This window comes from Pseudomonas syringae group sp. J309-1, from assembly GCF_032582135.1.
Classification (GTDB): Bacteria; Pseudomonadota; Gammaproteobacteria; order Pseudomonadales; family Pseudomonadaceae; genus Aquipseudomonas; species Aquipseudomonas quasicaspiana.
Genome location: NZ_JAWHNU010000001.1, coordinates 108525 through 133913, shown reverse-complemented (window position 1 = coordinate 133913; position 25389 = coordinate 108525). Strand labels below are relative to the sequence as shown.

Here is a 25389-nt window from a genome sequence, read left to right as displayed (position 1 = left end):
CCTGCGTCTATTTGCGCTAACGTTCGTTTCGCCTTCGCTAGGCTTGCCCAATTCTGTATGTATAGCAGTGGCGGTGAGCTTCTGTACGTCTGTGCTTTGTCATTTTTGTTACTCATGCGGCTAGGCAGGGCGGTCAGTTGAGGAGTCCTTGCCCTCAGCGCTAGGTGTCTGGATAGCCGTTTCGGATTGATGAGAAGCTGGGCTAAATCATCGAAGTGATAACAGCCCGCGAACGCAGGCTGCTTCAGGGGGGGCAGTTAAATCGAGAGCAAGTCTTGCGTGCGATGACCGCTCGACCGATCTGCTAAGTCACGCCATTTCCAACTGCCGTGGTTTTCACCCTGCTCAGGTATGTCCAGCTTGAGCAACGCTACTGGTTCACGGCCGATCTTGCTTTGTACTGCATAAAGTTTGCCTCCGACGTCAAGCAGCGCTTGAGCCGCTTCGTTCCACTTTTCTTCGTAGGTGTACAGCGCAAGGTTTAGGGCTTGCTGTTCTAGCTTTTTATGTTGTTCCTGGGCCTCAGTAATGTGCTGGTCAACGGTCTTCAGCTCCTGCTCCAGGGCAGTGACAATCAGCTGATTGCGACGATGTTGCTCGGTGGCGGCAGTGAGGTTTTTCGCAGCTTTCTGAGCATCGCTATTCGCCGTTTTTTCACCTTCGGCATCGCCCCACGCCACAGCTTGTGCATACGCCGTAGCAGCCAGCGTTTCAGCTTGGCGCGCGTTGTTTATTTCTTCCTGAGCCTGCTGGCGGACTTCTTCCAAGCGTGTGCTCAGGCTTTGACGTTTGGATTTGAGTTCGACCTCGTCATCAGCCCAGCCCGCCATGTCAGCAATGTATTGCGCCATCAAGGTTTCCCTGTTGGCTAGCTTCTCCACGCGATGCAGCTTCTGATCCAATACGAAAACTCGCTGATTGATCGCATCGATTTTTAGTTTGCGGCTGCTGATTTCATCTCTAAAGTGGGATTCGCGACCGTTGTTGATTACCTCGTCACTTTCAAGTGCTGCCTCCAGGGAGGGCAGTTCTGCTCGGATGGCCTCCATTTCAGTGACCAATGTGGCGCGGTTGTCTTTCAATTGCTCGATGCTATTCATGTGTATGTCCTGTGTTATCTAGAGGGAAGTTTTGGATTGGCTGGCGAGGCCAGAGCGGGCCGGTTCAACCTCATTCGATAGGCTGCTGTCAGGCGGCCTTTGCCTCGCTTTCATCCGTTCCCGGTACTGTTTTCACTACATAACAACGCTGAGCGCCCAAGCCTGGCAGGCGCACGGTGCAAGAGGCTTTGCCATCTGGTCCCGGCTCAAGGACGCCGCGACGTATCAGCTCCTTGTTCACTGCGTTGATGTTCATGCCCTTGAACACCTCTGAACGCCATGCCTCCGGCAAAACGTAGTAAGTATTGGTGGTGTGCAATTCATCCCCGAGGCCATGCTCCAAAGACTTGCGAAAGCCCAGCCGGTCGATGGTGCGCGGACCGTGCTCATCGATCTTGGCGGCCGCCGACTCCCAGCGTGTAAAGCGGCTTTCACCGAAGCGTTCGATGACCTGGCGCAACCGCGCCAGAATGGCGTCCGATTCAAAGTTACCCGCGCCGCCGCGCTCATTGAGCCAAGCGCTTAGGCAAACCCGCGCAGCAGTGGTAGCCGTGCCATCGGGCCAACCTGTAATGCCCATGGCGGTGGCCAGCTCGCCTGCGGCAGCTGCCAATCCGAATCGGGCAGCGGCGCGGTGTGCCTGCCCGCTAGCGGATGCTGGCAACGCTCTGGCAACAAACGCCTCCAAGGTATGGCGCAAGATGGATGACCAGCCGTGCCGTTTACTGGGCTCACACAGCGCTGACAGGAAGGCGGTCAGGGGTGTGCCGTAGAACTTTGCCACGCGCGCTTTGAGCGCGTCGGAGAGGGCGGCAGCATCATCAAAGCCGTTGAGCTGATCGAACATGCCCATGCCTTTGCTTGCGTCCGCTGGAATGGCGAGCATGCGCACCTCCATGCCTGCTTTGAGCTCCTTATTGGCTTCGGCCATGTGCTGCGCCAAGGTCTTCTCTCCGGTCGACAGGAACAGCAAGCGCCATTCCTGAACCTGACGGCCTGATTGCCCCCGGTCATTGGCGCGGGCCTTGCCGGTGCCATTGCCCAGCATGTAAACCGTTTCGCCAATGATGCGCGGATCACACATGCCGATCTCATCCAGCACCAGAAGGCCGTCAGAGTGCGCGGCGGCGATGGACTCCAACGCGTTGTCTGTCGAGCGCCACGAACGGACAAGGCGTGGCCCGCCGTAAATTGAGGCAGCAACTTGCAGGTGCGTGGTCTTGCCGCCTGAGCTGTCGCCGTATAAGTGGAAGCCACCCGACTCATGGCCCAGCATGTGCAGCAGTGGACCCGCGAACGCCACGCTGGCCACGAATGCGAGGCGGTGATTGCCGATGCACAGAGCGCCAATCTGCTCCTGCCATTGTTCCAAGGTGCCTGATTCGCTGATCGGTGGCAGTTGGGCTCCGGCCTCGTAAAAGTGCAGATGTTCGGTATGAGAGCCGACCTGTTGCTCGGGCAGCAGAAAGGCGCTGTCGTGCCAGCCTAGGCGAGTGACCAATCGTGCTCGTTGGGCGCTGTCGAAACCACCGAGGTAACTCTGCAGGTCATTGCGTGCGTTGCGTCCGGATCGACTACCCGCCAGCCGTAATCCCATGTCCACCAGTGGGCCGAGTACGTCCTTACCAAAGTCACCGGTCATGGTGCGGGCAGGGATATTCCAGCGTTTTTTCGCGCCGTCGGGATCGTCAAACTCGACGAGCAAGCCCCAGTTATGCCCCTGCGCGTCGCGGGTGCGAGCGAGGATCTCCAGAGGTGAGCACACCGGGCGGGCTTCGCCATCGTCACCCGAATAAAACACGCCTTCTGGCGTCAGGCGGAAGCCGCCCGGCATCAGGTCATTTTTGGGCTTTGCGGCTCGCTTAGGGGCAGGCTTGGCCTTGGGGTCTGCCGGGGTCGCCACTGGTGAGTCGGATCCGGCAACGAGTAGCTCACCACTACGTTCCAACTCTGCCATGTGAGCGGCTGACCATCCTTTGGCAAGAGCATCTGCCGCATCGTCGCCGTCTTCCCAGCTACCGCCTTTTGCGAAACCGGGTGCGCCATTTTTCAGCGTGGGCTTACGCTTGAACAAGGCCAGATCGATCTCGCGAGCCGACTCAACGCCGAGCTTCTGTAGTTGTTTGGCAACTGCCTCCATGCAGCTTTTGCCGGTAGCATCATTGTCGGGCCAGAGCACCACATGCCGTCCCGTAAGCGGGGAAAGGTCTGCCTTGTGCCAGGAGTTCGAGCCGTTTGGCCAGCAGGTGGCGACGTATTCTGGAAATAGCTCTGCCGCCGCATCTGCGGCCTTTTCACCTTCGCACAGCACGACCGGAGCCTTTGCACGCTGCACCAGCTCATCAAGGCGAAGAAGAGGGCGCGGCTCGGGCAAGCCCTGCCAGCGCCATTGCTGCGTTTGGCCGTCGGCACGTTGGCACCAGGTTAGAGGCGCAAATACTTTGCGGGCCTTGCCGTCTTCGTCCCGCTCCAAGTCAAAACGATAAAGCACCATGACCGGCTGGCCCTGAGGGTCACGATAAACCCACACCTTTGATGGCGTGCCGTGCTGCCGGTGTTTAGCAGGGCATCTCTTCATGGCCCCGTCAGGGATCGGCTGAATAGCGACCCATTCCGGAGTTTTACTTTTGCTGGGATGAGAAGCGGACTGCGAGCTATCGGCAACTACGTTCAGGAAGTCAGCCAGCTTCTTGCAGGCCTCGACGTCAGTACCGCCGTCCAGATAGCGCACCAGATCAATGAGGTCACCGCCTTTATCGCCGGTCGCAAAGTCGGCCCATGTTCCTTTAGCCAGATTCACTTTGAGAGAGCCTGCACGCTTGTCGGCCCGTGTTGGATTCGGCGCGGTGTATTCCTTGCCGCCGTCTACACGTTTGCCGCCTGGAAGCCATTGGGCAAGTACCTGTTCAACGGCACCCACGGCGGCGCGCTTCACTTCGGCAAAACTGGGGCGCTTGGCTGATTTATTCGAGGGAGACGTCATGGGCGAGTCCTCGAATGCTTGAGGCCCATCGTCACGTCGTCGATGATGGCCTTCGCCATCTCGCCCAGATAATGTGCTGACCATACCCGTACGTCTGCATCACCACCCACGGAGTCAACGAGGGTCAGTTCTCGGACACAGCCCATCAGGCATGAGGCGTGTTCCAGCGCCTCTTCAATCGAAACCCCCGCGCTGACAGAGAATAATGGGATGTTCTCGGCGTCGTATCGGCCAAACAAAGTCTTGCCGACGGTTTTAAGGTGATGATCGGTTTTCATGATCCAGCCTCCACGTGTGCGACAGGTGCGGAGGTACGGTCAGCGTGCATGGCTAATTTGTGAATTAGTCCCAGTGTGCCGCGCACGTCCCAAAGCGCGGACGCGATCACGTGGTTCGACAGGCTGGGGCGTTCGTCTTCGAACTGATCCTCAAGCAAGAGCAGGACGGCATCGGCTCGGCTGATGGCGCAGGTGATTGCGTCGATGGGCACTCCGGCTTCGACGTCAGTCAGGGAGAAAATGTCTTCGGGGGTCGAGTGGCTCAGTGTCTGTTTCATTGCACGCCCCCAGTAGCTTCCAAGGCACGGGCTTTGGTCATATGGGCGTTGTAACGGGCGATGCGAGTGGCGAGGCTGGAATTGGCGTGTAAAGCGGCGAGAGCCATTGCTCGATGAGCTGCGGCGCGAATTTTGGACGGATTGAGGGCGTGCATGGGGCGAAACTCCTATTGTTGAGGAGCTGCCACGAATCGCCGCGAAACGATAGAGGGTGGCAGCTGTACGCGGGTTCGCGGACCGGGACAATAGGAACCCGGCAGACCCGAAGGTCTCCCACGCACAGCCACCATAAAACGGAACGGCGGGCACAAAAAAAGCGCCTGCAATCGTAATGGGGGCGCCTGTGCGCCTACTGTTGATCGGACCGCGACGTCCGGTCGCTGAATTGGCAGCGACGGGCAAAGAGTACCGTCCGTTTTTTGAAAGCGCAACTAGGCAGAGGACTTGCAGATTTTTTTCATGCGGCATAAATTGTCTGGGCATACAGATTTACCTCAACGCCTCCGGTTGCCGCCGGGGGCGTTTTCGTTAGTGCAGGCGTCGAGTGGAAGGCGAGCGGATGATGCGGCGCGCCAGATGGACAAGGCGCTGCGGGACCGGGTGCAAGGTCATGGTGCGTTGCCATCCTTTGCAAACAGCGGCGGCGGGACTTCACTTTTCAACCAGGCCAGGATCTTCTGATCCTCTGCGCACCGTCGACGATGCGTTACCGCCAGAAGCTCAAGGCGCTCAGCTACGCACTGCTGGATGTATTCTGCTCGGTCACTCTGTAGGCGCATTTCTGTGTGGACTGTTTCGCACCCGGCTCGCTCGGTTGCTAGGTCTGCATCGACATGGCGTTGCCAGACCTCGGCGTCGTTGGCAAAGCCGCCCGATTGATCGACGAGCCAGTAGGTCACCCAGTCGTTTAACCCGGCAGCCTTTAACGCTTTGCGGCGACCTTCTTTCATCGCGAAATAACCGTCGCCATGCACGCTTGCAAATTCGCGTCGGACTGCATGTTCGCGGATCCACTCGGGCAGTCTCCATGGGTCGGCTTTGAGGGGGAGAGCCATGCCTTCTGCGTTGAAAAAGAACGCTTCCTGCTCTTGGCCGTTCCAGCTGACGCCTGCAATCGTGCGATGCTTCCAGTTGATTTCGTCTTTTCGATACAGTCGAAAGCCAACGCTGTAAGAATCGAGAAATGGCCCAGCGGCGCTTGAGGTGCGGTGAGTCATGCTGCCACCTGATCACGCGCCTCAATACGACTGCGTGCCCATGCCTGCACTTCAGACAGAACCCAAGCAACCGGAGCGCCACGAGCGTTGCTGTTGCTCAGCTTGACGGGCTGGGGGAAGCCGCAATCAGTACGCTGCATGAGCTTGTAGATGGTGGATCGTTTCATGCCCACGATCCCTTCCACTTCGCGCATACGAATCAGGGTCGAGGCTGCATCAAACAATGAAGGGGCGTTGGCGGATGATTTGTGGGAAATTTCGGTAACGGAGGTGTTCATAGGTATTGCTCTCGCTTGATTTGGACTGGCGAGAGCAATGGTCTAGAGAATTGCGAGCTGTGAGCAGTTCACTTCCAATTGAAATTTCAGGTTTAAAGTACGAAATTGCTTTTGAGGATTGCCTCCACACTCTTGCGGCTGAGTCCTTTCTCAGTTTCGAGAGTGATCCACTCAGGTCGCCTTTCGAGTGGCTTGGCAACCTCACTCTTAAGCCAGGCATGCACCTTAGTTGTAATATGACGGTCAGGCATTCCCGCGGCCCGGTAGTGACGCCCCTGCTTAACGATAGCCGCGTCTCGAGCGCTAATCTCCCTATTGCGCTCCATGCCGCTGATGATGCCGCCTTTTTTACGGTGGACGTTCTTGATAGCTTGATCAGCCACAGGTCTCAGCTCATCGTCAATGAGGCAGGGCAGGGAAGTAATCGGTTCTAGGTAGAGGGCATACTGATCAAGCGCCTCGATGCGCTCAGCCGAATCGACATGCATCTCAACGAACTGACAGTAGAGATCCCGCGTCCAGTCATTCGGGGGGGCAGATGTATGAGACCAGGCTTTTTTATCGGTGGTCTGCATCCATTCGGCGAGTGTTTCCAGCGCTTTGATGGCGCAGGCCATGATGTAGGCGGCATGTGCCTCGTACTCTGACGCGCTGGTGCAGCCGCTGTACATGCGGACCCAGTGCGCAAGGGAGGCATTGGGGCCGGTGGAGGCATATTGAAAGATTGTCTCTTCGTGCATTGTTGTTTTAATGCACATGCTGCTGAGGTCTTTGTTTATATCGTCGCGATGTATGCGCAACCAGCATTGGTCAATCAGGTGGCACGCGTCAGCGATCTGTTCGCGGCAAAGCTCAAAGAGCGGTTTTGCTGAGAGAGAGTTGAACAAGTCACCGCTTAGTACTGACTGCAAAATAGGCTGGCTTTCAGTCATCGCCAAGTATCTCAAGCACCGAGTCATGGGGGATCCCGCGCCCTACGTTCGGAAACCGAGCCCAGCGAAAATCGCTCTTTAAGCGCAGGCGCAGAGCACCAGCCCTCAGCAACCTGACGTTGACTTTGGTGTTACACGCAGGGGGCGCGTTACATCGGGTGCACGACAGATCGCCAAGGCGTGTAACAGGCATGAAAGCTAATGAAACCGGGCTTTCTACGAGATGCGTTACACGAGTAACACTCGTTACACCGGTTTTAAAAGGGGGATGGATATGCGCTCTCATACTGCCTTTCCAAATTGGCCTTGCACTACATTGCCAGCTTCAAGCGCATCCAGATGATCTGCATACCATTGCATCATCTGTTTGCGTTGCTCGAAGTACTGAGCCTTGTTGTAAATCCCCCGAACACCTTGTGGCTTGTGGCTGAGTTGGGCCTCAATGTGGTCCGCAGAATATCCATGTTCGTTGAGAATTGTGCTGGCGATATGGCGGAAGCCATGGCCGGTCTGGCGTCCTTCGTAACCAAGGCGTCTAAGGGCCATCAGGAATACGGTATCGCTGCGGGGTTTGGTGCGGTCGCTTCTACCGGGAAACAGGAGTGGGTAAGCGCCGGTGATTTGCTGAAGCTCCAATAGTGCTTCGATTGCTTGATTGCATAGCGGTACCAGGTGCTCACGACCTTTTTTACGACCCTTGCGCTCTACTGGAACGGTCCACAGCTTTTTGTCGAAATCGAACTCTACCCAATGTGCTTCTCGGAGTTCGCTGGGCCGCACGGCCATGAGGGTCAACAGCCTTAGGCCGAGCTGAACATCTCTGGCGTGGGGGTAGGAGCGTATCGCTCGAAGTAACCCCGGAAGTTCATCGGGGGATACGTGGGCGTAATTCTCCGCCTTTCCCGAGGACAGAAATTTATGCACCCCCTCCAACGGGTTGTTGACGGCTCTGCCGGTCACGCGAGCCAGATCATAGATATCTTTGCAGTAAGCCCTTACCCGGCTCATCTGCTCCAAAATCCCCTGACGTTCAAGACCTCTCAATAGATCCATCCACTCCATAGACATGATCGAGGTGTAGGGACGTTTACCGAGCGAGGGGAATACATGGCGTTCAAGAGCGCCGAGTATTCTTTTGGCGGTGCCAGCATCCCAGCCGCTTAGGCGAGACGTGTGCCACTCCCTGGCTAGTGCTTCAAAGGTATCGTTGGCTGCGTCGATATCAGCAGCCTGACGAGCTTTCTTGGAGGTGATTGGATTTTTGCCTTCCGATGCATCTGCCCGGAGATCGGCCGCTTTCTGCCGAGCGAAAGCTCCGCCTACTTCCGGGTAGCCGCCAAGACCAAGCCATGACCATTTACCGTCTGGCTTTTTGTAGCGCAGCTCCCAGGACTTTTGGCCATTTGGTTTGACCCTGAAATACAGCCCTGGGCTGTCCAGTTCGCGATATGCCCCCGCCTCAGGCTCCAGGCTGGAAAGTGTTGTATCCGCGAGAGGGCGTCGCTTTATATCGGCGCGTTTCATCCGTGTATGCCTCCAGTTCAATTATTTCTGAAGCATACACGTGGGCATACACGGTGTGTAGGTATAGGGGTAGATAGAAGTGGACAGCCAGACACAAGAAAGCCCGCACTAGGCGGGCTTCTTGAGGTGATTCATAGACTGCTGTAGACATCTATGGATCGGTACTTGGTGGCTACACAGGGACTTGAACCCCGGACCCCAGCATTATGAATGCTATGCTCTAACCAACTGAGCTATGTAGCCAAGTGGCGCGCATTATTCGCGGATAAGAGATATGTGTCAACCCTTGCTCTGAAAATTTTATGCGTGTGATCAAGCGGTTAGGGTCTCGTCCCCGGTATGCAAGGACGAAACCCGGTTGCCGCTAGCGAAAAAGATCGTCCAGCAGGCCTGAGTCCAGCATATCGTCAAGCTGATTTCGTTGCGCGCGCAGCCAGACTTTGATGTTTTTCGGCGACTCTTGCAGGAAGGCGACCTCCTGTTCCATATCGAAAAGCTCGGCATCCAGCTCGTTCAGCACTTTGTTGCACTTACGTGGTACCTGCGCGGGCTTGGTGGTCTCATACGGAGGGAGGGCGAATCGGCCGTTGAAGATCATGTTCTGCACGTGGATCTCTTCCTCGAGATCCTTGACCTGCTCGGCCAGCACCCGGTTGTAGTGCTTGATGCGTTCCAGTGGCAGGTTGCTGATATGGTCCGTGTCGATCTGTTCGATCTCAAGTTGCAGTTGCAGCAGGCTCAGCAAGTCTTTCTCGGCATAGGCCTTGTTGACTCGCTGCATGAGGTCGGTTTTGCGCGTACGCTCGTGTTCGTCCGTTTCCCGGTCGGGATGGAGGGCGCTGGCGAGTTTGCGATAGACCTCACGTACGGATTGGCTACTCTTGGCCTGGTCCTCTTCTTTGCGCCGTTCATGGGCTGACTTTTTCGGCGGTTCTGAGAGCTGCTCATCGCGGTCGGCGGCATCGGCGTAGCTCGACAGTTTCTCTTGCAGGAATTCGACAAACTCATGTTCAGAGGTGATGTGATCACCGTCCGAGAGGTCGAGATCAAACTTATGCTCCATATGCGCTTTGAAGTGCGCCAGTTCCTCTTGCTGAACGTCGTCGAAGTCTTCGCCGGAATGCCTGGCAAAAATCTCCTTGAGTTCCTGGCTGTCAGGATGCGATTCGTCCATGAGGTCTTCGACCAGGCCACAGACGATGTCAGTCAAGGTTGCCCGGTCTTGTTTGCTGAGTTTTATCTGCGAGCTGGCGGCGTCCACCGTGCGCAGCAACTCCAGCTGCACAGCACTGAGCTGCTCAACGGCTGGCGTGAACTCTTCAGCCCAGAGTTGCGTGTACGCCTGTTCAGCGGTGCTCCAGCCTTCCAGCGTGCTTCGGTGGGTTTCGATCTTTTTCAGCAGGCTATTAAAGCGTTTTTGCTGAGGATTGGGTTTGGCTCCGGCGGGTTGGGGCGCCACGCTTAGCTGGGGGTGTTTGCCGACCATTTGGGGTCTCTCCTCCGGGAAATGATAAAGCGTAACCATTGGTGACGTACTTTTGTAGGGGCTGTCCACCAAGCGGGAAGCTTCCTACTGGTGAAAACAGCAATCGCCTACACGGTCTGAATATTGCTAGGTGATCGTAAAGTTGACGGTTTCTGCAATGGCGCCAATCAAGAAGCGCTGGGCGGCTATCGTAATCCAATCAATAACATGGCATTTTGCCGGTAGTAGTTTTTCGAAGACATCTGCAATGGCTCCTGCCGTTTCTGCCGGGTGTTCTGGGGGAGTAGGTCGGTCATGTACAGTATTTTGTCGCCGGGTATGCGCATGCTTAGCCGTTTTGGCTTCGCGCGTAAGTTTCAGATGCTGTTTCTTCTGTTCATGCTGCCGCTGGTGGGCAGCCTCTGGATGATCGGCCAGGACTATCGCAGCAAACTCGAGACGATCGTGGGCGAGCGCTCGGGTGTGACTCAATTGCTGGCACTGGATCAGCTCGACAGCGAGCTTTCCCATCAGCGGGACAATGCTGCGCGCTGGAAGGCCTCTGACATTCTGAAGGAGCCGACGCCCGCCGCCAAAGCCGCGATGACGGCGATGGACGCCGCAGGCCCGCGTATCGCGCAGGCACTTGAGTCGCTCGGGGCCTCGCTCAGAAAAGAAGAAGCCAGCGCTGATGCATTCAAGCGTTACGACACGCTGAAGGGCTCGGTGACCGGCATGGACATCGCCTCCCTGCGCACCGTCGGCTGGTGGCCGGATGGTTATGACCGGTTCACCAATGCCTTGGGCAATGTGCAGGCCTTGCGCGAGCAAATTGCGACGGACAGCGGCCTGATCCTTGACCCATGGCTGGAGACGTATCTGTTGATGCAGATGTCGACCCAGCAAATCCCTGATCTGGTCGAGCGTATCGGTCGTATGGCGAGTATTGGCCAGACGTCAGTGGTCACCGGGCAGTTCAGCCTGCAAAGCCGTTTGCAGATGCGTGAGCTGCGCGGGCGGATTAGCGATGCCAGGGATCAACTGATCAAGACTGGCGACTTCCTGCAGGCCAAGCTTCCTGCCGAAATGAAACCGTGGGCCGAAAACTACAACGCCACCATGCAACGGCTCACTAACGAGTTGAAGGTACTGGATGACGGAGTGTTCGGCGCGACGATCAAACTTGATGCCCCTGCGTACGAGCGCAGCGTCGATGCGTTGCTCAACGATCTGACGAACTTGCGCAATCAGTCGTTGCAGTCGCTGGACGCCCGTCTCGCGTATTACCACCAGAAATCCAACATGCAGTTCATTCCGATGGGCATCTGCTTTGGCGTCTTGTTGCTGGCCGCGATGTATCTGTTCGCCTGCCTGCAAGCCTCGATCCGTCGCAGTGCCAGCGGCATAACCACGCTCGCCGAGTCGCTGCGTGACGGTAATCTCTGTGTTCAGGTTGAAGTGCAAGGTCGCGATGAACTGGCGGCGATCAGCACGGCGCTTAACGTGGCAGTGGTGCAGTTGCGCACCAGTCTGCTGGGCGTGAATCATGAGACCAAGCAACTGGGCAGTGCGGTGTTGACCCTCAACACCCAATCCAGCGGCACCTTGAATGAGGTTGAAGAGCAGCAGTACCAGATCAGCCAGATCGCAGCAGCGGCAACTGAGCTGGCGGCAACTTCACAAGGCGTGGCGAAGAGTTGTGAGCAGGCTTCCGACAGCGCCCGGCAGACTCGCAAGATCGCTGAGGAAAGCAGCCGTGACAGCCAGCGCACGACGACTAGCATTCAGCAGCTTAATCAACGCCTGACGGACACCGCTGCGGCGTTGGGCCGAGTCAGTGAGCAAGGGCAACAGATTCAGTCGGTAGTCGATGCGATTCGTGGTATCGCCGAGCAGACCAACCTGTTGGCGCTTAACGCAGCCATCGAAGCGGCGCGAGCGGGTGAGCAGGGGCGTGGTTTTGCGGTGGTTGCTGATGAGGTTCGCAGCCTGTCACAACGGACTCAGGTGTCTACAGCGGAAATTGCCAGCACTGTCGATAGCCTGCGCTCTACAGTGAGCCAGGCGGTGGGCTTGATGGAGTCGGCGTGCGGTCAGGCGGTCAACGACGCGCAGTCGGTAACTGATCTGGGTCAGCGTCTGGTTGAAATCGCCAGTGCGGTGCAGGGCGTGACCGATACCCTGGCGCAGATTTCCACTGCGGTTGAAGAGCAGGCCAGCACGGCCGACGAAGTCAGTGGCAACATTCAGCAGGTCGATCAGGCCGCCGGACGTTTGCTTGAAGGTGCGCGGGCTGTGAATCAGGCTGCCGATACGTTGAGCAAAGGCAGCCGCGCGTTGAGCGATAACACGTCGCGCTTTCAGCTGGATTGAGGGTTGAGTGAGACCCGCCCCCCCGAGCAATTCGGGGGTTGTCCTGTAAAATTACCCATTCAATTCAGTTAACCCTTCCTTGCATTGGAATGCTTTCCCTTGTGGGAGCAGGGCTTGGTCTGGGCGGCATTCCGACGATAAACGATAATGCGGTGTGTTTTAAAGCTGCGTCTCATGCATCGCGGGCAAGCCCAGCTCCCACATGAAATTGCGCTCTTCCGTAGGACCGGCTTTAGCCGGGAGGGCGTCGGGACATTCACTACATATTCCTCGTCAGAAATACCGCTCTCCCGGCTGAAGCCGGTCCCACAGGGTTTGCGTCGCATATCAGTTCGCGGGCGGGCATCTAGTTTTCAACAGAGCGCACGCCTCATTTGGTGTTCTCTTTTAGGCAACAATAAATTCATTCTGTAATATTGGTGCGTGTCCTCTCCCTACCCATACTCGAACTGCACCCCGACGCCACCAGCCGGGGGCGAAAGGCCGGATCTGCTGACGGAGCAACCCTCACAAGGGGCGTCATAAAGCAGGCGAGAGCATCAAGTTTTACCGCTCGCAGCACGCGAGTCTCCATGCCTGACATGGACTTTGAATCTGCCCTGGGTGCCGTCGGCACCTCCTGAAAAAACAACAACTATTGGCCAGTCGCATGACGATTGGTCAACAGGTGAGGGGACAACCATGCAACATTCTCACGCTGCGACGCTGGGCGAAAATCGTGCCGTTTCATCGACCGTCAAACTGTATATCTGGGCAGCGGTCATTCTCGTGGTGGCCGAGGCAATCGGTGCGATCAGTATTCCCCTCGGCCCTGGCAAAGTCGTTCTGCTGCCGATGGTCTGGGCGCTGTTGATCGGCGCGGGCATCGGCATTTTCAGCCGCCGTATGCCGGGCCCGATCGGCCTGAGCCTCGGCGATCAGGTGCGTTCTGCTTCCATCCTGCAACCGGCGCTTTTGGTGTTCATCGCCAAATTGGGCATGGTCGTCGGCGGTTCTTTGCCGCTGGTGTTTGCTTCGGGCTGGGCGCTGTTGTTCCAGGAGTTTGGCCACTTTGTCGGCACCGTGATTCTCGGTCTGCCAGTGGCGCTGATGCTGGGTATCAAGCGAGAAGCCATTGGTGCGACGTTCTCTGTCGGTCGTGAGCCAAGCCTGGCGATCATAGGCGAGCGCTACGGCATGGACTCCCCGGAAGGTCGCGGTGTATTGGCCGAGTATCTGACCGGGACATTGTTCGGCGCGTTGTTCATTGCCGTTGTTGCAGGCTTCATTACCAGCCTCGGGATCTTCCATCCCAACTCGCTGGCGATGGGCTCAGGCATCGGTTCCGGCAGCATGATGGCAGCGGCAGCGGGCGCGATTGCGGCGCAGCAGACCCCGGAAGTGGCCAAGGAAGTCATGGCGCTTGCCGCCGCGTCGAACCTGATCACCACGACCATCGGCACCTACTTCACGCTGTTCATTTCCTTGCCGCTGGCGGTCTGGGGTTACCGTGTGCTTGAGCCGATCATCGGTCGTACGACCAAGGCTTCGGTGATGAGCACGGGTCTGAAGCATGACCAGGTGTCCCTTGAGGTCAAGGAACTGGGTTGGGGCGGTCGGATCAGTGCATGGCTGGCAGCCGGTGCGCTTGCGTTGATCGCCAACTATGTCGGCTACAAGACGCTGTCGCCAGCGGCCTTCGGTGGTATCGCGGTGATGATCCTGGCGGTGTTCATTGGCGAAATGATCTGTGTTGCCCTGCGCCGCAAGATCCCGGCGGTGTGCACCGTGTCTCTGGTTGCCATGTTCATGACTTCGCCAGCGTGCCCTTGGGCCGCAGAAATCGCGCAGATGGTGGGTTCGATCAACATGCTCGCCGTGATCACGCCGATGCTGGCGTTCGCCGGTTTGTCGGTAGCCAAAGACCTGCCAGCGTTCCGCCTGTTGGGCTGGCGCATTGTGCTGGTGTCGTTCCTGGCCAACTTCGGTACGTTCATTGGTGCGGTGCTGATTGCTGAGTTCTTTCACTGACTCTTGAGTTGTGAATGATCACTGTGGGAGCAGGACTGTGCGGTAAAATCCGCTCCCACTGCATGGTCGAGATCCTGTGGGAGCTGGGCTTGCCCGCGATGCATGAGACGCAGCCAGTAGGCATACCGCGTTATCGTTTATCGCGGGCAAGCCCTGCTCCCACAGGTCAATAATGCAGAAAAAGCATTACCCCATCACATCCCCAACGCCTGCTCCACCAGCCAGTCATGCACCGCCCGGCGTGCCGGGGTTTGCAGGGCGCCTTCGCGGTAGACCAATACATACTTCTTGCGCGCTGCAATCGGGTGGCCGAACGGGATAATCAGCGAACCTTCTTCCAGTTCGTTGGTGATCAGCGCCTTGCGCGCAATCGCCACGCCCATGCCCATGATCGCCGCTTCAATGGTCAGGTGGTTGCGATTGAACGTGTGACCACGACGCACATCAACGCCTGAAGCGCCGATAGCATTCAGGTAAAACTCCCACTCGGCGTATTCATAGCTGCCGCGCCAGGCAGTGATGTCGTGCAGCAATGGGTAATGCACCAGTTGACTGGGAGTATCCAGCGGTGGCTTGCCGGCTTGCAGCGCGGGCGAGCAGACAGGGAACAGCTCTTCCTCCAATAAAGAAGTCGTCATCAGCCCCGGGTAACTGCCGTCGTTGAGGTCGATGGCCAGGTCGAAATCGTCATCGCGCAAGGAGCCGCTGCTGTCCTCGGCAATGATTCGTAGCTGAATGTCCGGAAACGCCTGTTCCAGTTGCGGCAGGCGCGGCATCAGCCATTTGCTCAGAAAGGAAGGGATGCAGCGCAGCTTGAACACGCCGCCGATGCGGCCCGAGTGCAACAGCCTCAACTCATCATCAATACGGCTGTGAACCTCGTTGGCAACGATGGCCAGCCGCTGCCCTTCGGCGGTCAGTTCAAGACCACGACCGACCCGATGGAACAGCGCAAACCCCAGTCGCTCTTCGAGCTGACGCATCTGTTGGCTGATCGCACCGGGCGTTACATGCAGTTCGTCCGCGCAGCGGGTAAACGACAGGTGCCGGGCAGCACAGGCGAAGACCTGAAGCCATGCGTGCATTTGCGCGTTGAGGATTTTGCTCATCTATCAGTTCTGCTTAACCATGGCTTAGGAAGTTTCGTTTGTGGATCGCTTGGCTGGAGCCTAAAAATACCAGCACATAACAAAGTGTCTTTCGAGGCGACAGCCTCTCACGAATCGAGCAAACCGTATGGCTATCAGCGTCTTCGACATGTTCAAAATCGGCATCGGCCCCTCTAGTTCGCATACGGTCGGACCCATGCGTGCTGCCGCGATCTTCACCGTGCAGTTGCGCGAGCTGGATCTGCTGAACAAGGTCGAGCGCGTCGAGGTACGTTTGTATGGTTCGTTGTCGGCCACCGGCATTGGTCACGGCAGTGACCGTGCGACGGTTATCGGCCTGATGGGCGAGTGGCCTGATCAGGTGGACCCGGCGCTGGTCGCACCTCGTGTAGACGCTGTGCTGGAGCAACAGGTTCTGCTGCTCGGCGGCGAACAGCGCATTACCTTCGAATGGCAGCGCGACATGCGTCTGCTGGAAGAGAGCCTGCCTTATCACCCCAACGGCATGACGCTCTGCGCCTATGGTGCCACTGGTGAAGTGTATGAGCAGACTTATTATTCGGTCGGCGGTGGGTTTGTCGTTGATGCCGAGCAAGCCGCCAGCGGCATTCTGGACAGCGATACCACCGAGCTGCCTTACGATTTCTCCAGCGGCGCCCAGCTGCTGCGTCTGTGCAAAAAGCACGGCCTGAGTATTTCTGCGCTGATGATGGAGAACGAGAAAGTCTGGCGCACCGAAGCGGAAATCCGCTCGCGGATCCTGCACATCTGGGCCGCCATGCAGGACTGCGTGAACAAAGGCCTGAGAGAAGAGGGCATCCTGCCCGGTGGCCTGAATGTGCGGCGTCGTGCATTCCGGCTGCATCGCAGTTTGCAGGAGCTGGGCAAGCCCAACGTGATCAGCTCGACCCTCAGCGCGATGGAATGGGTCAACCTGTTCGCACTGGCGGTCAACGAAGAGAATGCGGCAGGCGGGCGTATGGTGACGGCGCCTACCAATGGCGCTGCGGGGATCATCCCGGCGGTCCTGCACTACTTCATGAAATTCAATCCGGATGCCAATGAAGATGACATTGTCCGGTTCTTTTTGAGTGCGGCGTCGGTGGGCATTCTGTGCAAGAAGAACGCTTCGATTTCCGGTGCGGAAGTGGGGTGTCAGGGCGAGGTGGGTTCTGCTTGTGCCATGGCGGCAGCGGGCCTGGCAGAGATTCTTGGCGCGACGCCTGAGCAGGTGGAAAACGCTGCGGAGATTGGGCTGGAACATAACCTGGGCCTGACCTGCGACCCGGTTGGCGGTCTGGTGCAAATACCCTGTATCGAGCGCAATGCAATTGCTGCTGTGAAAGCGATCAACGCCGCACAAATGGCCATGCGTGGCGACGGCGAGCATTTCATTTCCCTGGACCAGGCCATCCGCACCATGCGCGACACCGGCGCGGACATGCTTGATAAATACAAGGAAACGTCACGGGGTGGGTTGGCGGTGAAGTGGGTGGAGTGCTAATCCAGCTCGGAATAATGTCCCTGTGGGAGCAGAGCTTGCTCGCGATAGCTCCAGCACAGGCAATATATTCATCGACTGACAGGCCGAATCGCGAGCAAGCTCACTCCTACAGGGTCCGTGTTTGCTGCGCGACAGCGTGGTGTCAGGGACACCGGGGAGACTCCCACAGGGGATCTCATTTCAACTCGGACAATTGGGCGAAGAAAATCACCAGTTTCTCAGCCCGCAGCCAATTCCTGCTCCACCAGCTTCGTCCACACCGCCACGCCTGCGCCGATCACTTGATCGTTGAAGTCGTAGTACGGGTTGTGCAACGCCGCTGATGGTTTTTCACCGTCCACGCCCAGCCAGATGTAAGCGCCGGGGCGAGCCTGGAGCATGTAGGCGAAATCTTCGGACGCCATGGACGGGTTACAACCCCACTGCACGTTTTCCTCACCCACCGCCGTGATGGCTGCACGACGAATCGTGGCCGCTGCATCGACGTTGTTCTCGGTGACTGGATAGCCCACTTTGTAAGCCAGCTTGCCGGTCACGCCAAAGGCGACTGGCAGTTGCTCGACGAACTCGCCAATCAACTTCTCGACCTTGTCACGCACCGGGGTTTGCAGGCAGCGCACCGTACCGCGCAGCACCGCCGTTTCCGGGATCACGTTGATCGCTTCACCGGCGTTGAACTGAGTGATGCTGACCACTGCTGAGTCCAGTGGCGAAAGGCGGCGGGATACGATGGTCTGCAGGCCCAGCACCAACTGCGCAGCGGCAACAATCGGATCGGCACCTTTATCCGGCATGGCGGCGTGGCTGCCTTTGCCGGTCAGGGTGATTTCGAAGGTATCCAGCGAAGCCATCATCGGCCCCGGATTGATGATCACCTGCCCGGCAGGGGCGCCCGGCCAGTTATGGAGACCGTAGATGGCGTCCATCGGGAAGCGCTCGAACAAGCCGTCATCAATCATTTTGCCTGCGCCGCCGAGGTTTTCTTCCGCGGGTTGGAACACGAAATACACGGTGCCTTTGAAGTTGCGGGTCTCGCTCAGGTGGCGAGCGGTGGCCAGCAGAATCGCGGTATGGCCGTCGTGACCACAGGCATGCATGCAGCCTTTGTGCGTCGACGCGTGGGAGTGGGTACCCAGCTCCTGAATCGGCAAGGCATCCATGTCGGCACGAATGCCGATACTTGGGCCTTCGCCGGTGCGCAAGGTACCCACCACGCCCGTGCCGCCCAGGCCGCGATGCACTTCAATGCCAAAGCTTTCGAGCAACTGCGCAACCCGCTCGGAGGTGCGCAGTTCTTCAAAGCCCAGTTCCGGGGCCGAGTGGAAGTCGCGACGCCATACCGTGGCGTCTTCGATCAACGTTTGGGATAGCTTCATCAGATTCACTCCAGGCTCGCGCCGTAACCGAAGCTGACCGCAGGTACGGCAGCCGTTTCGACCCAGACGCTTTTGACTTCGCTGTATTCGCGCAGTGCGTCGAGGCCCGACGAACGACCGTAGCCGCTGTCGCCGTAGCCGCCGAAAGGCGAGCTGACGTGGATGGTCTTGTAACCGTTGACCCAGAAGGTCCCGGCGCGCACTTGTTTGGCGACGCGGTGAGCGCGGCCAACATCGCGCGTCCATACCGCGCCTGCCAGACCGAAGCGGCTGTCGTTGGCAATACGGATCGCTTCAGCTTCATCTTTGAACGGAATTGCTACGACAACCGGACCGAAGATTTCGTCCTGCGCGCAGTTCAGTGCGTTGTCACCCGCCAGCACCGTCGGGTTCACGTAATAGCCCGGCACGTTCGGCAGCGGATCAGCATCGACACCCACCAGCTTTGCACCATCCTGGAGCGCGTTTTCGACCATGCTCTTTACGTGTGCATATTGCTTGGCGTTGTTGATCGGACCGATCTGAGTTTCCGGATCGCTCGGGTCGCCGACCTTGAATTGTTTACCTGCCGCGGCCAGCGCAGTCGTGAAGCGTTCGAAGATCGATTCCTGCACCAGCAGGCGTGAACCGGATACGCAGCTTTGACCAGCTCCGGAGAAAATCGCGGCCTGAGCGCCGCGCAGGGCGACTTCCAGATCAGCGTCTTCAAAGACGATGTTCGCTGACTTGCCACCTAGCTCCAGCACGCAAGGAATGCAACGTTGCGCGGCGGCAGTCGCGATGTGACGACCGGTGGCGGGGGAACCTACGAAGACTACTTTGCGGATATCAGCCTTGGCGATCAGCGCTTGGCCAATGGTGTGGCCGAAACCGGCCACGACGTTGACCAGACCTTTTGGCACACCGGCGCGCTCGATCAGCACCGCGACCACCAGCGAAGACAAAGCAGTCAGCTCGGACGGCTTGAGGATCACGGCGTTGCCAGCAGTGATCGCCGGAGCGATCTGCCAGCCGCAGGTGAAAATCGGCGCGTTCCATGGGGTGATTTGCAGCACCGTGCCCAGCGGCTCGTAGGTTACGTAGTTGAGGTGCGAGGTCGGCACCGGGATGACTTCGCCATGCAGCTTGTCGGCCCAACCGGCGTAGTACTCGAACATTTCGGCGACTTTCGCCACTTCAACGTTGGCATCGCGGATTGGCTTGTTGGCGGTGATGGATTCGATCTGCGCCAGATTGGCGGCTTCCTCACGAATCAGCGCGCCGACCTGATACATCAAGCGGCCACGGGCCTGAGCAGTCAGGGCTGCCCATTGGGACTGGGCGGTTTTCGCCGCGGCATCGATGGTTGCGACCAGTGATGCGTCGGCATCGGGAAAGCTCAACATCAGGCTGTCGTCGTGGGCGTTGCGCACTTCCACCGGCTCGCCATGGCCTTCTACGAATTCGCCGCCAACGTAGCTGGCTACTGTGTTGCGGTCGCCCCAGTACGGGCGCATCAAGTCCAGCAATTTTTGCGTGCTCATCGGTTATTCCCCTTTGCCGAACAGCTGGGCATCGGTCCGCTGGACGATGCAGTTGAAGTCTTCACTATCTGGCAGCGTTTCGCTGCTGGCGGCCCACAGTTGGGCGACGATGCGCGCCAATGGCAGGTCCATATCCAGGCTATCAGCCAGATCGCTGGCCAGGCCGACGTCCTTGCGCATCAAACCCATGGTGAAGCCGGAGTTGTAGGTTTTGTTCAGTACCCAGGTCGGGAACATCACTTGGGTGGCGCCACTGCGGCCGGAACCGGCATTAAGGCCGAGCATCAGTTTTTCCGGATCGACGCCCGCTTTGGCAGCCATGCTCACGGCTTCTGCGGTGCTGATCAGGTGGCAGGCGGCGAGCATGTTGTTGGCGATCTTGGCAACGTTGCCCGCGCCGCATTTGCCGACGTGAACCCGTGTGCCACTCATGCCTTCGAGTACCGGCAATACTTTTTCCAGGTCTGCGTCTTCTGCGCCGATGACCATGGACATAGTGCCGGTGGCTGCACCTTTAGGGCCGCCAGAAACCGGTGCGTCGATGAAGCCAATGCTCTTTTGCAGCAGAGCAGCGGCCACCTTGCGGCTGGCTTCCGGTGTCGAGGTGGTGGTGTCGACCACGATCAGGCCAGCGTTGCCGTGTTGCAGTACGCCTTCAGCGCCCAGGCAAACCAGTTCAACGTGTTCTGCTTTTGGTAATGACAGGATCAGCACGTCGACCTGTTTGATCAGTGCGGTGCGGTCCGCGACTGGTTTGACGCCTTTGCTTTCGGCGATTTCCAGTGCCGCTTGCGACAGGTCAAAGCCGCTTACGTCGAAGCCTTTGCTGGCCAGGGTTGCAGCCATGCCGCCGCCCATGTTGCCCAATCCAATCACGCCTACTTTTAAAGTCATTCAGAATGCTCGCTCAGCTGTTTGACAGGCTACGTCGCACCGTCAATGGTTATCGGCAGATGAACCGAGTATGGACACCGCTCTGCACACACAGCAATAATCACCAAATTCATTTTTGTTGCGTTGAAAGCAACGCAGGTGGCCCATGAGTCTGGTTCAGGATCGACGCATTCTTTATTTCTTCGAGGCCGTACGACTGGGCAGTGTTCGTGCAGCGGCGGATTTTCTCGACGTTGCGCCGTCTGCAGTCAGTCGGCAGATCGCCCAGTTGGAGCATGAGCTGGGCGCACCCTTGCTGGAGCGTCATCGTCGTGGCGTGAAGCCGACTGAGGCGGGGGATCGCGTGCTGGCTTACTACCGTCAGCGACTTTCCCAGCAAGAGGTTTTGCTGGAGTCGCTGCAAGCGTTGCGCGGTTTGCAGAGTGGTTCGGTGGTGTTGGCGATTGGTGAAGGGTTTATCGATGGCCTGACCGAGCCGCTGACAAAATTCTCGACGCTTTACCCAAAGGTCGAACTGCAAGTGAACGTGTGCGGCACCAACGAAGTGATCCGCCAGGTGGTAGAAGACGAGGCGCACATCGGCCTGGTGTTCAACCCGCCCGCCGACCCGAAGATTCGCTCCCACGCCCACCAGAAACAGCCGGTCTGCGTGATGGTCAGCCCCGATCATCCTCTGGCGCAGCATGACGGGCCGATCCCTCTGAAAGATCTGGACAGCTATCGATTGGGGCTGCTCGGGGTTTCCTACGGCATCCGTCAGATCCTGACTCAGGCCGAACAGCAGTGCGGCGTTTCGCTGATGCCAACCCTGACCTGCAACACCTTCGCCATGCTCAAACGCTTTGCCATGAGCGGCGGTGTAACCCTGTTGCCGACGTTCGTGGTGGTGGACGAACTGGCGACCGGCAAGCTCATAGCATTGCCATTGGAATCCCAAGTGTTCAGCGAGTCACAGGTGCATATCATCAGCCGGTTGGGCAGGCAGTTGAGCGTTGGTTCGAGCCGATTGCTGGGACTGTTGCAGCAGGACATGACGGCGTTTAACGGGAAGTGATGGCCACCGCAAAAAACATAGAATAACTATTTGGATTCAAGCGTTTTTTGTAGGAGTTAGCTTGCTCGCGATAGCGTTTGGTCAGGCGCTAATTTCTCAACGTTTCAAACGCTATCGCGAGCAAGCTCACTCCTACAAGACCCAATGTTTGCTGCGCGACCTCCAATAGGTCCGAGGTCAACCGTGGCTTTTATGTGTACTGACGACTACTTTCCAGACAGTTGCATAATCATTGCCGTCGTCAGGTAAAGCCTGGGCGCGATGCTCGACAGGTCTATGTATTCGTCCTCGGAGTGCAACCCGGCGCCAACCACGCCCATGGTTTCCAGCACCGCAGGCTTCTGGCTGTCGGGCACATAGGCATAACCGGCATCGGTACCGAAGCGCATGGCGATCGGCTCGATGTTGCGACCGATCTCGCCGTATAGCGTCTTCGCCAATTTAGCCAGGTCTTCGGTGGCAGGGTTCCTCACCAGTGGCGGGCGGCCTTTGTCCATACGAAAAGTCACCTGAGTCCCATCGATCATTTTGCTCTGCGCGATACGTTGACCATCGCCAAGCACACGGTCTGACTCGCCGAGGTCCGAGTAGCGCATGTCACCCTCAGCAACGGCGCTGTCCGGGATGATATTGCGCTTGGTACCGGCGTTGATCATCGTCCAGTTCACTGTGGTGCCCTTGGCCTTGTCACCCAGGTCCTTGAGCTGGACCAGTTGATGCGCCAGCTCCATTGCCGCATTGCGGCCCGCTTCAGGAGCGGAGCCTGCGTGGGATGACTTGCCTTTGACCTCCACGAACACGCCGTTGATGCCGTTGGTGGCTACCGTTACCGCATCCGTGTCAGGCGGCTCGTAGGAGAATACGTAGTCGTGTTTACGAGCCAGTTCGGCGATTGTCTTTTTCGAGCCCGCCGAGCCCATTTCCTCGTCCGGGTTGAACAGCACGGTAATGGTGCCGAAGTCCTTGAACTTTTGATCCTGCAAAAGCTTGAGTGAATGCAGCACCATGGCCACGCCGCCTTTGGCGTCTGCTACCCCCGGCCCAAAGGCACGTTCGCCTTCGACCTTGAATGGTCGCTTGGCCGCCGTACCCGGCCCAAACACCGTGTCATAGTGAATCATCAGCAAGAATGATTTGCTGCCATTGCCCTTGATCGTACCGACGATGTTATCGCCCGTTGATGGCGAAGCTGGGGTGGTCTGCACCGTTGCCCCCAATGCTTCGAGGCGTTTTACGAGCATTTCGCTGACGGTCTTGAGCCCTGGCGCCTGGCCTGTACCGGTATCGATATCTACGAGTTGTTCAACGGTCGCCAGATAAGCCTTCTGTTCGGCTTCGGCGTTTTTGAGGAGTTGCTTTGGAGGCACTTCGACGGCGAATGTCGATGAACAGAGCAGGGTGGCGGCGACGGCGGCCGCCAGAGCGGTACTACGAACGAACATGCTGGATCCCTCAGATGGTGTTCAAGAGAAGCTTTTGTAACACTTGACCGGTTTTTTTTGTACCCTTCGACCTTGGTACCGAGAAAAGTCCACGCTTGGTCGCCGGCACTGGGGGATAGGACTTTTTTGGTGATGAAGAAACAAAAAAACCGCGCAAAGGCGCGGTTTTAATGAGGGTTGGTCGGTTTCTCAGTGCTTCAGACACACCTGAAACTGAACACTCCGATCAGACGTTAAAGCGGAAGTGCAGCACGTCGCCGTCTTTGACGATGTAGTCCTTGCCTTCCAGACGCCATTTGCCGGCTTCCTTGGCACCGGCTTCACCCTTGTACTGGATGAAGTCGTTGTAGGCGATGCACTCGGCGCGGATGAAGCCTTTTTCGAAGTCGGTGTGAATCACGCCAGCGGCTTGTGGTGCGGTGGCACCGACGCGTACGGTCCAGGCGCGGACTTCTTCAACGCCAGCTGTGAAGTAGGTCTGCAGGTGCAGCATTTCGTAGCCTGCACGGATCACGCGGTTCAGGCCTGGCTCTTCAAAGCCCAGGGCTTCGAGGAACATATCCTTTTCTTCGCCATCATCAAGCTCGGCGATTTCCGCTTCGATCTTGTTGCAGACTGGCACCAGCATTGCGCCTTCTTCTTCGGCGATGGCGCGAACGACATCCAGCAGCGGGTTGTTCTCGAAACCGTCTTCGGCAACGTTGGCGATGTACATGACCGGCTTGGTGGTCAGCAGGTGGAAGCCACGAATCACCGCTTTTTCGTCAGCGTTCATGTTCTTCATCAGGCTGCGGGCTGGCTTGCCTTCGGTGAAGTGAGCGATCAACTGCTCCAGCAGGCCTTTCTGGACCACTGCATCCTTGTCGCCGCCCTTGGCGTTGCGCGTGACTTTCTGCAGCTGTTTTTCACAGCTGTCGAGGTCGGCAAAGATCAGTTCCAGGTCGATGATTTCGATATCGCGCTTCGGGTCGACGCTGTTGGAAACGTGAATCACGTTGTCGTCTTCGAAGCAGCGAACCACGTGAGCGATGGCGTCGGTCTCGCGGATGTTGGCGAGGAACTTGTTGCCCAGGCCTTCACCTTTGGACGCACCGGCTACCAGGCCCGCGATATCGACGAACTCCATGGTGGTCGGCAGGATGCGCTTGGGATTGACGATGGCCGCCAATGCCGCAAGGCGTGGGTCGGGCATGGCCACGATGCCGCTGTTCGGTTCGATGGTGCAGAAGGGGAAGTTCTCCGCTGCAATACCGGACTTGGTCAGGGCGTTGAACAGAGTGGATTTGCCGACGTTGGGCAGGCCGACGATGCCGCAATTGAAGCCCATGGTGTTTCCCCTCGAGTGATGTCAGGCCTTCTGGCTGTGCAGGTTTTTCATCGCCCGGTTCCATTCACCGGCGAAGATATCCGGCAGCACGCCGAGGGCAAAGTCGATGCTGGCGTCCAGTTTCTCCTGTTCGGCGCGTGGCGCTCGACCCAGAACAAAACCGGAGACCTTATTGGCGTCGCCCGGGTGGCCGATGCCAAGCCGCAAGCGGTGAAATGTATTCTGATTGCCGAGCTGCGCGATGATGTCCCGCAACCCGTTATGTCCGCCATGGCCGCCGCCCTGTTTGAACTTGGCAACGCCCGGTGGTAGATCGAGTTCGTCATGCGCCACCAGGATGGCATCAACCGGAATCCGGTAGAAACCAGCGAGCGCCGCCACGGACTGACCGCTGCGGTTCATATAGGTGGTGGGAATCAGCAGACGAACATCCTGACCCTGATGAGTGAAGCGTGCGGTCAGGCCAAAAAATTTGCGCTCGGCGACGAGATTGACTCGTTGCGCGTCAGCGATACGCTCAACAAAAAGAGCCCCTGCGTTGTGCCGGGTCTGTTCGTATTCAGCGCCTGGATTTCCCAGGCCAACGATCAGTTGTATGGCAGTCACGACAGGGGCCCTTTTATGGAGTTGTGGTTGAAGCCGCTGCAGACAGCGGCAAAACTGGAAGAAAACTGCTCATTTACCATGATGTAAACTCCGCGATCCTGCCCGTTTTGCCTGAC

The 25389-nt window shown here is 57.8% G+C and carries 21 protein-coding genes and 1 tRNA gene; 4 read left to right on the top strand and 18 right to left on the bottom strand.

What is annotated here, in order from left to right; translation table 11 throughout:
• Positions 1-257: 257 nt before the first annotated feature.
• The 11 genes from RX972_RS00635 to RX972_RS00585 form a co-directional block, all read right to left on the bottom strand.
• A complete protein-coding gene (locus tag RX972_RS00635; RefSeq protein ID WP_122705595.1) occupies positions 258-1100 on the bottom strand; it encodes a chromosome segregation protein SMC in 843 nt (280 codons plus the stop codon).
• 88 nt (positions 1101-1188) lie between these two features.
• On the bottom strand, positions 1189-4083 hold the full coding sequence (locus RX972_RS00630; RefSeq protein WP_122705597.1) for a DUF927 domain-containing protein: 2895 nt from the start codon (positions 4081-4083) through the stop codon (positions 1189-1191).
• Entirely contained in the window at positions 4080-4361 is a 282-nt protein-coding gene (locus RX972_RS00625) for a DUF3077 domain-containing protein (RefSeq protein ID WP_122705599.1), read from the bottom strand. The genes RX972_RS00630 and RX972_RS00625 overlap by 4 nt, the downstream gene beginning before the upstream one ends.
• Complete coding sequence (locus RX972_RS00620; RefSeq protein WP_087264580.1) at positions 4358-4639, bottom strand: hypothetical protein; 282 nt, start codon at positions 4637-4639, stop codon at positions 4358-4360. Before RX972_RS00620 ends, RX972_RS00625 begins: the two co-directional genes overlap by 4 nt.
• Positions 4636-4794: a hypothetical protein gene (locus RX972_RS00615; RefSeq protein WP_164706106.1), complete on the bottom strand. Its 159-nt coding sequence runs from the start codon at positions 4792-4794 to the stop codon at positions 4636-4638. Before RX972_RS00615 ends, RX972_RS00620 begins: the two co-directional genes overlap by 4 nt.
• Positions 4795-5247: 453 nt before the next feature.
• Complete coding sequence (locus RX972_RS00610; protein WP_122705604.1) at positions 5248-5856, bottom strand: hypothetical protein; 609 nt, start codon at positions 5854-5856, stop codon at positions 5248-5250.
• Positions 5853-6134, bottom strand: coding sequence for a helix-turn-helix transcriptional regulator (locus RX972_RS00605; protein ID WP_122705606.1), 282 nt, complete (start codon positions 6132-6134; stop codon positions 5853-5855). The genes RX972_RS00610 and RX972_RS00605 overlap by 4 nt, the downstream gene beginning before the upstream one ends.
• A 92-nt stretch (positions 6135-6226) precedes the next feature.
• Positions 6227-7066, bottom strand: coding sequence for a hypothetical protein (locus RX972_RS00600; protein WP_241154060.1), 840 nt, complete (start codon positions 7064-7066; stop codon positions 6227-6229).
• Positions 7067-7348: 282 nt separating this feature from the next.
• On the bottom strand, positions 7349-8590 hold the full coding sequence (locus RX972_RS00595; RefSeq protein ID WP_122705608.1) for a tyrosine-type recombinase/integrase: 1242 nt from the start codon (positions 8588-8590) through the stop codon (positions 7349-7351).
• A 166-nt stretch (positions 8591-8756) separates the two neighbouring features.
• Positions 8757-8833, bottom strand: a tRNA-Met gene (locus RX972_RS00590).
• Positions 8834-8954: 121 nt separating this feature from the next.
• Complete coding sequence (locus RX972_RS00585) at positions 8955-10076, bottom strand: J domain-containing protein (RefSeq protein WP_316872158.1); 1122 nt, start codon at positions 10074-10076, stop codon at positions 8955-8957.
• Positions 10077-10370: 294 nt separating this feature from the next.
• On the opposite strand from RX972_RS00585, the gene RX972_RS00580 reads away from it, so the two are divergent.
• Positions 10371-12428 (top strand): methyl-accepting chemotaxis protein, encoded by a 2058-nt coding sequence (locus RX972_RS00580; protein ID WP_316872157.1) that lies wholly within the window; start codon positions 10371-10373, stop codon positions 12426-12428.
• 681 nt (positions 12429-13109) lie between these two features.
• Entirely contained in the window at positions 13110-14438 is a 1329-nt protein-coding gene (locus RX972_RS00575; RefSeq protein WP_099270516.1) for a DUF3100 domain-containing protein, read from the top strand.
• A 194-nt stretch (positions 14439-14632) separates the two neighbouring features.
• On the opposite strand, the gene RX972_RS00570 is transcribed toward RX972_RS00575, so the two are convergent.
• Positions 14633-15547 carry a LysR substrate-binding domain-containing protein gene (locus tag RX972_RS00570; protein WP_122664687.1) on the bottom strand — a complete coding sequence of 305 codons (915 nt, stop codon included), beginning with the start codon at positions 15545-15547 and terminating at the stop codon, positions 14633-14635.
• A gap of 127 nt (positions 15548-15674) precedes the next feature.
• On the opposite strand from RX972_RS00570, the gene RX972_RS00565 reads away from it, so the two are divergent.
• On the top strand, positions 15675-17051 hold the full coding sequence (locus RX972_RS00565; RefSeq protein WP_316872156.1) for an L-serine ammonia-lyase: 1377 nt from the start codon (positions 15675-15677) through the stop codon (positions 17049-17051).
• A 218-nt stretch (positions 17052-17269) separates the two neighbouring features.
• Here the strand turns inward: RX972_RS00565 and RX972_RS00560 are convergent, their stop codons facing one another.
• Genes RX972_RS00560 through RX972_RS00550 form a run of 3 tightly spaced genes read right to left on the bottom strand, consistent with a single transcriptional unit; the run spans position 17270 to position 20844 of the window.
• Positions 17270-18427 (bottom strand): M20 aminoacylase family protein, encoded by a 1158-nt coding sequence (locus tag RX972_RS00560; RefSeq protein ID WP_316872155.1) that lies wholly within the window; start codon positions 18425-18427, stop codon positions 17270-17272.
• A gap of 5 nt (positions 18428-18432) precedes the next feature.
• A complete protein-coding gene (locus tag RX972_RS00555; RefSeq protein WP_099270512.1) occupies positions 18433-19950 on the bottom strand; it encodes an aldehyde dehydrogenase family protein in 1518 nt (505 codons plus the stop codon).
• Between the two features lie 3 nt (positions 19951-19953).
• Positions 19954-20844 (bottom strand): NAD(P)-dependent oxidoreductase, encoded by an 891-nt coding sequence (locus RX972_RS00550; RefSeq protein ID WP_316872154.1) that lies wholly within the window; start codon positions 20842-20844, stop codon positions 19954-19956.
• 145 nt (positions 20845-20989) lie between these two features.
• Here RX972_RS00550 and RX972_RS00545 point away from each other — a divergent pair, with 145 nt between their 5' ends.
• On the top strand, positions 20990-21898 hold the full coding sequence (locus RX972_RS00545; protein WP_316872152.1) for a LysR family transcriptional regulator: 909 nt from the start codon (positions 20990-20992) through the stop codon (positions 21896-21898).
• Positions 21899-22104: 206 nt separating this feature from the next.
• On the opposite strand, the gene RX972_RS00540 is transcribed toward RX972_RS00545, so the two are convergent.
• The 3 genes from RX972_RS00540 to pth all read right to left on the bottom strand — a co-directional run bounded on the left by RX972_RS00540 (position 22105) and on the right by pth (position 25273).
• On the bottom strand, positions 22105-23340 hold the full coding sequence (locus RX972_RS00540; RefSeq protein WP_316872151.1) for a M20/M25/M40 family metallo-hydrolase: 1236 nt from the start codon (positions 23338-23340) through the stop codon (positions 22105-22107).
• Between the two features lie 226 nt (positions 23341-23566).
• The gene (gene ychF, locus RX972_RS00535) at positions 23567-24667 is read right to left on the bottom strand and encodes a redox-regulated ATPase YchF (protein WP_099270509.1); all 1101 of its coding nucleotides are present in this window, start codon (positions 24665-24667) and stop codon (positions 23567-23569) included.
• 21 nt (positions 24668-24688) lie between these two features.
• Positions 24689-25273, bottom strand: coding sequence for an aminoacyl-tRNA hydrolase (pth, locus tag RX972_RS00530; RefSeq protein WP_027902866.1), 585 nt, complete (start codon positions 25271-25273; stop codon positions 24689-24691).
• Positions 25274-25389: the final 116 nt, after the last annotated feature.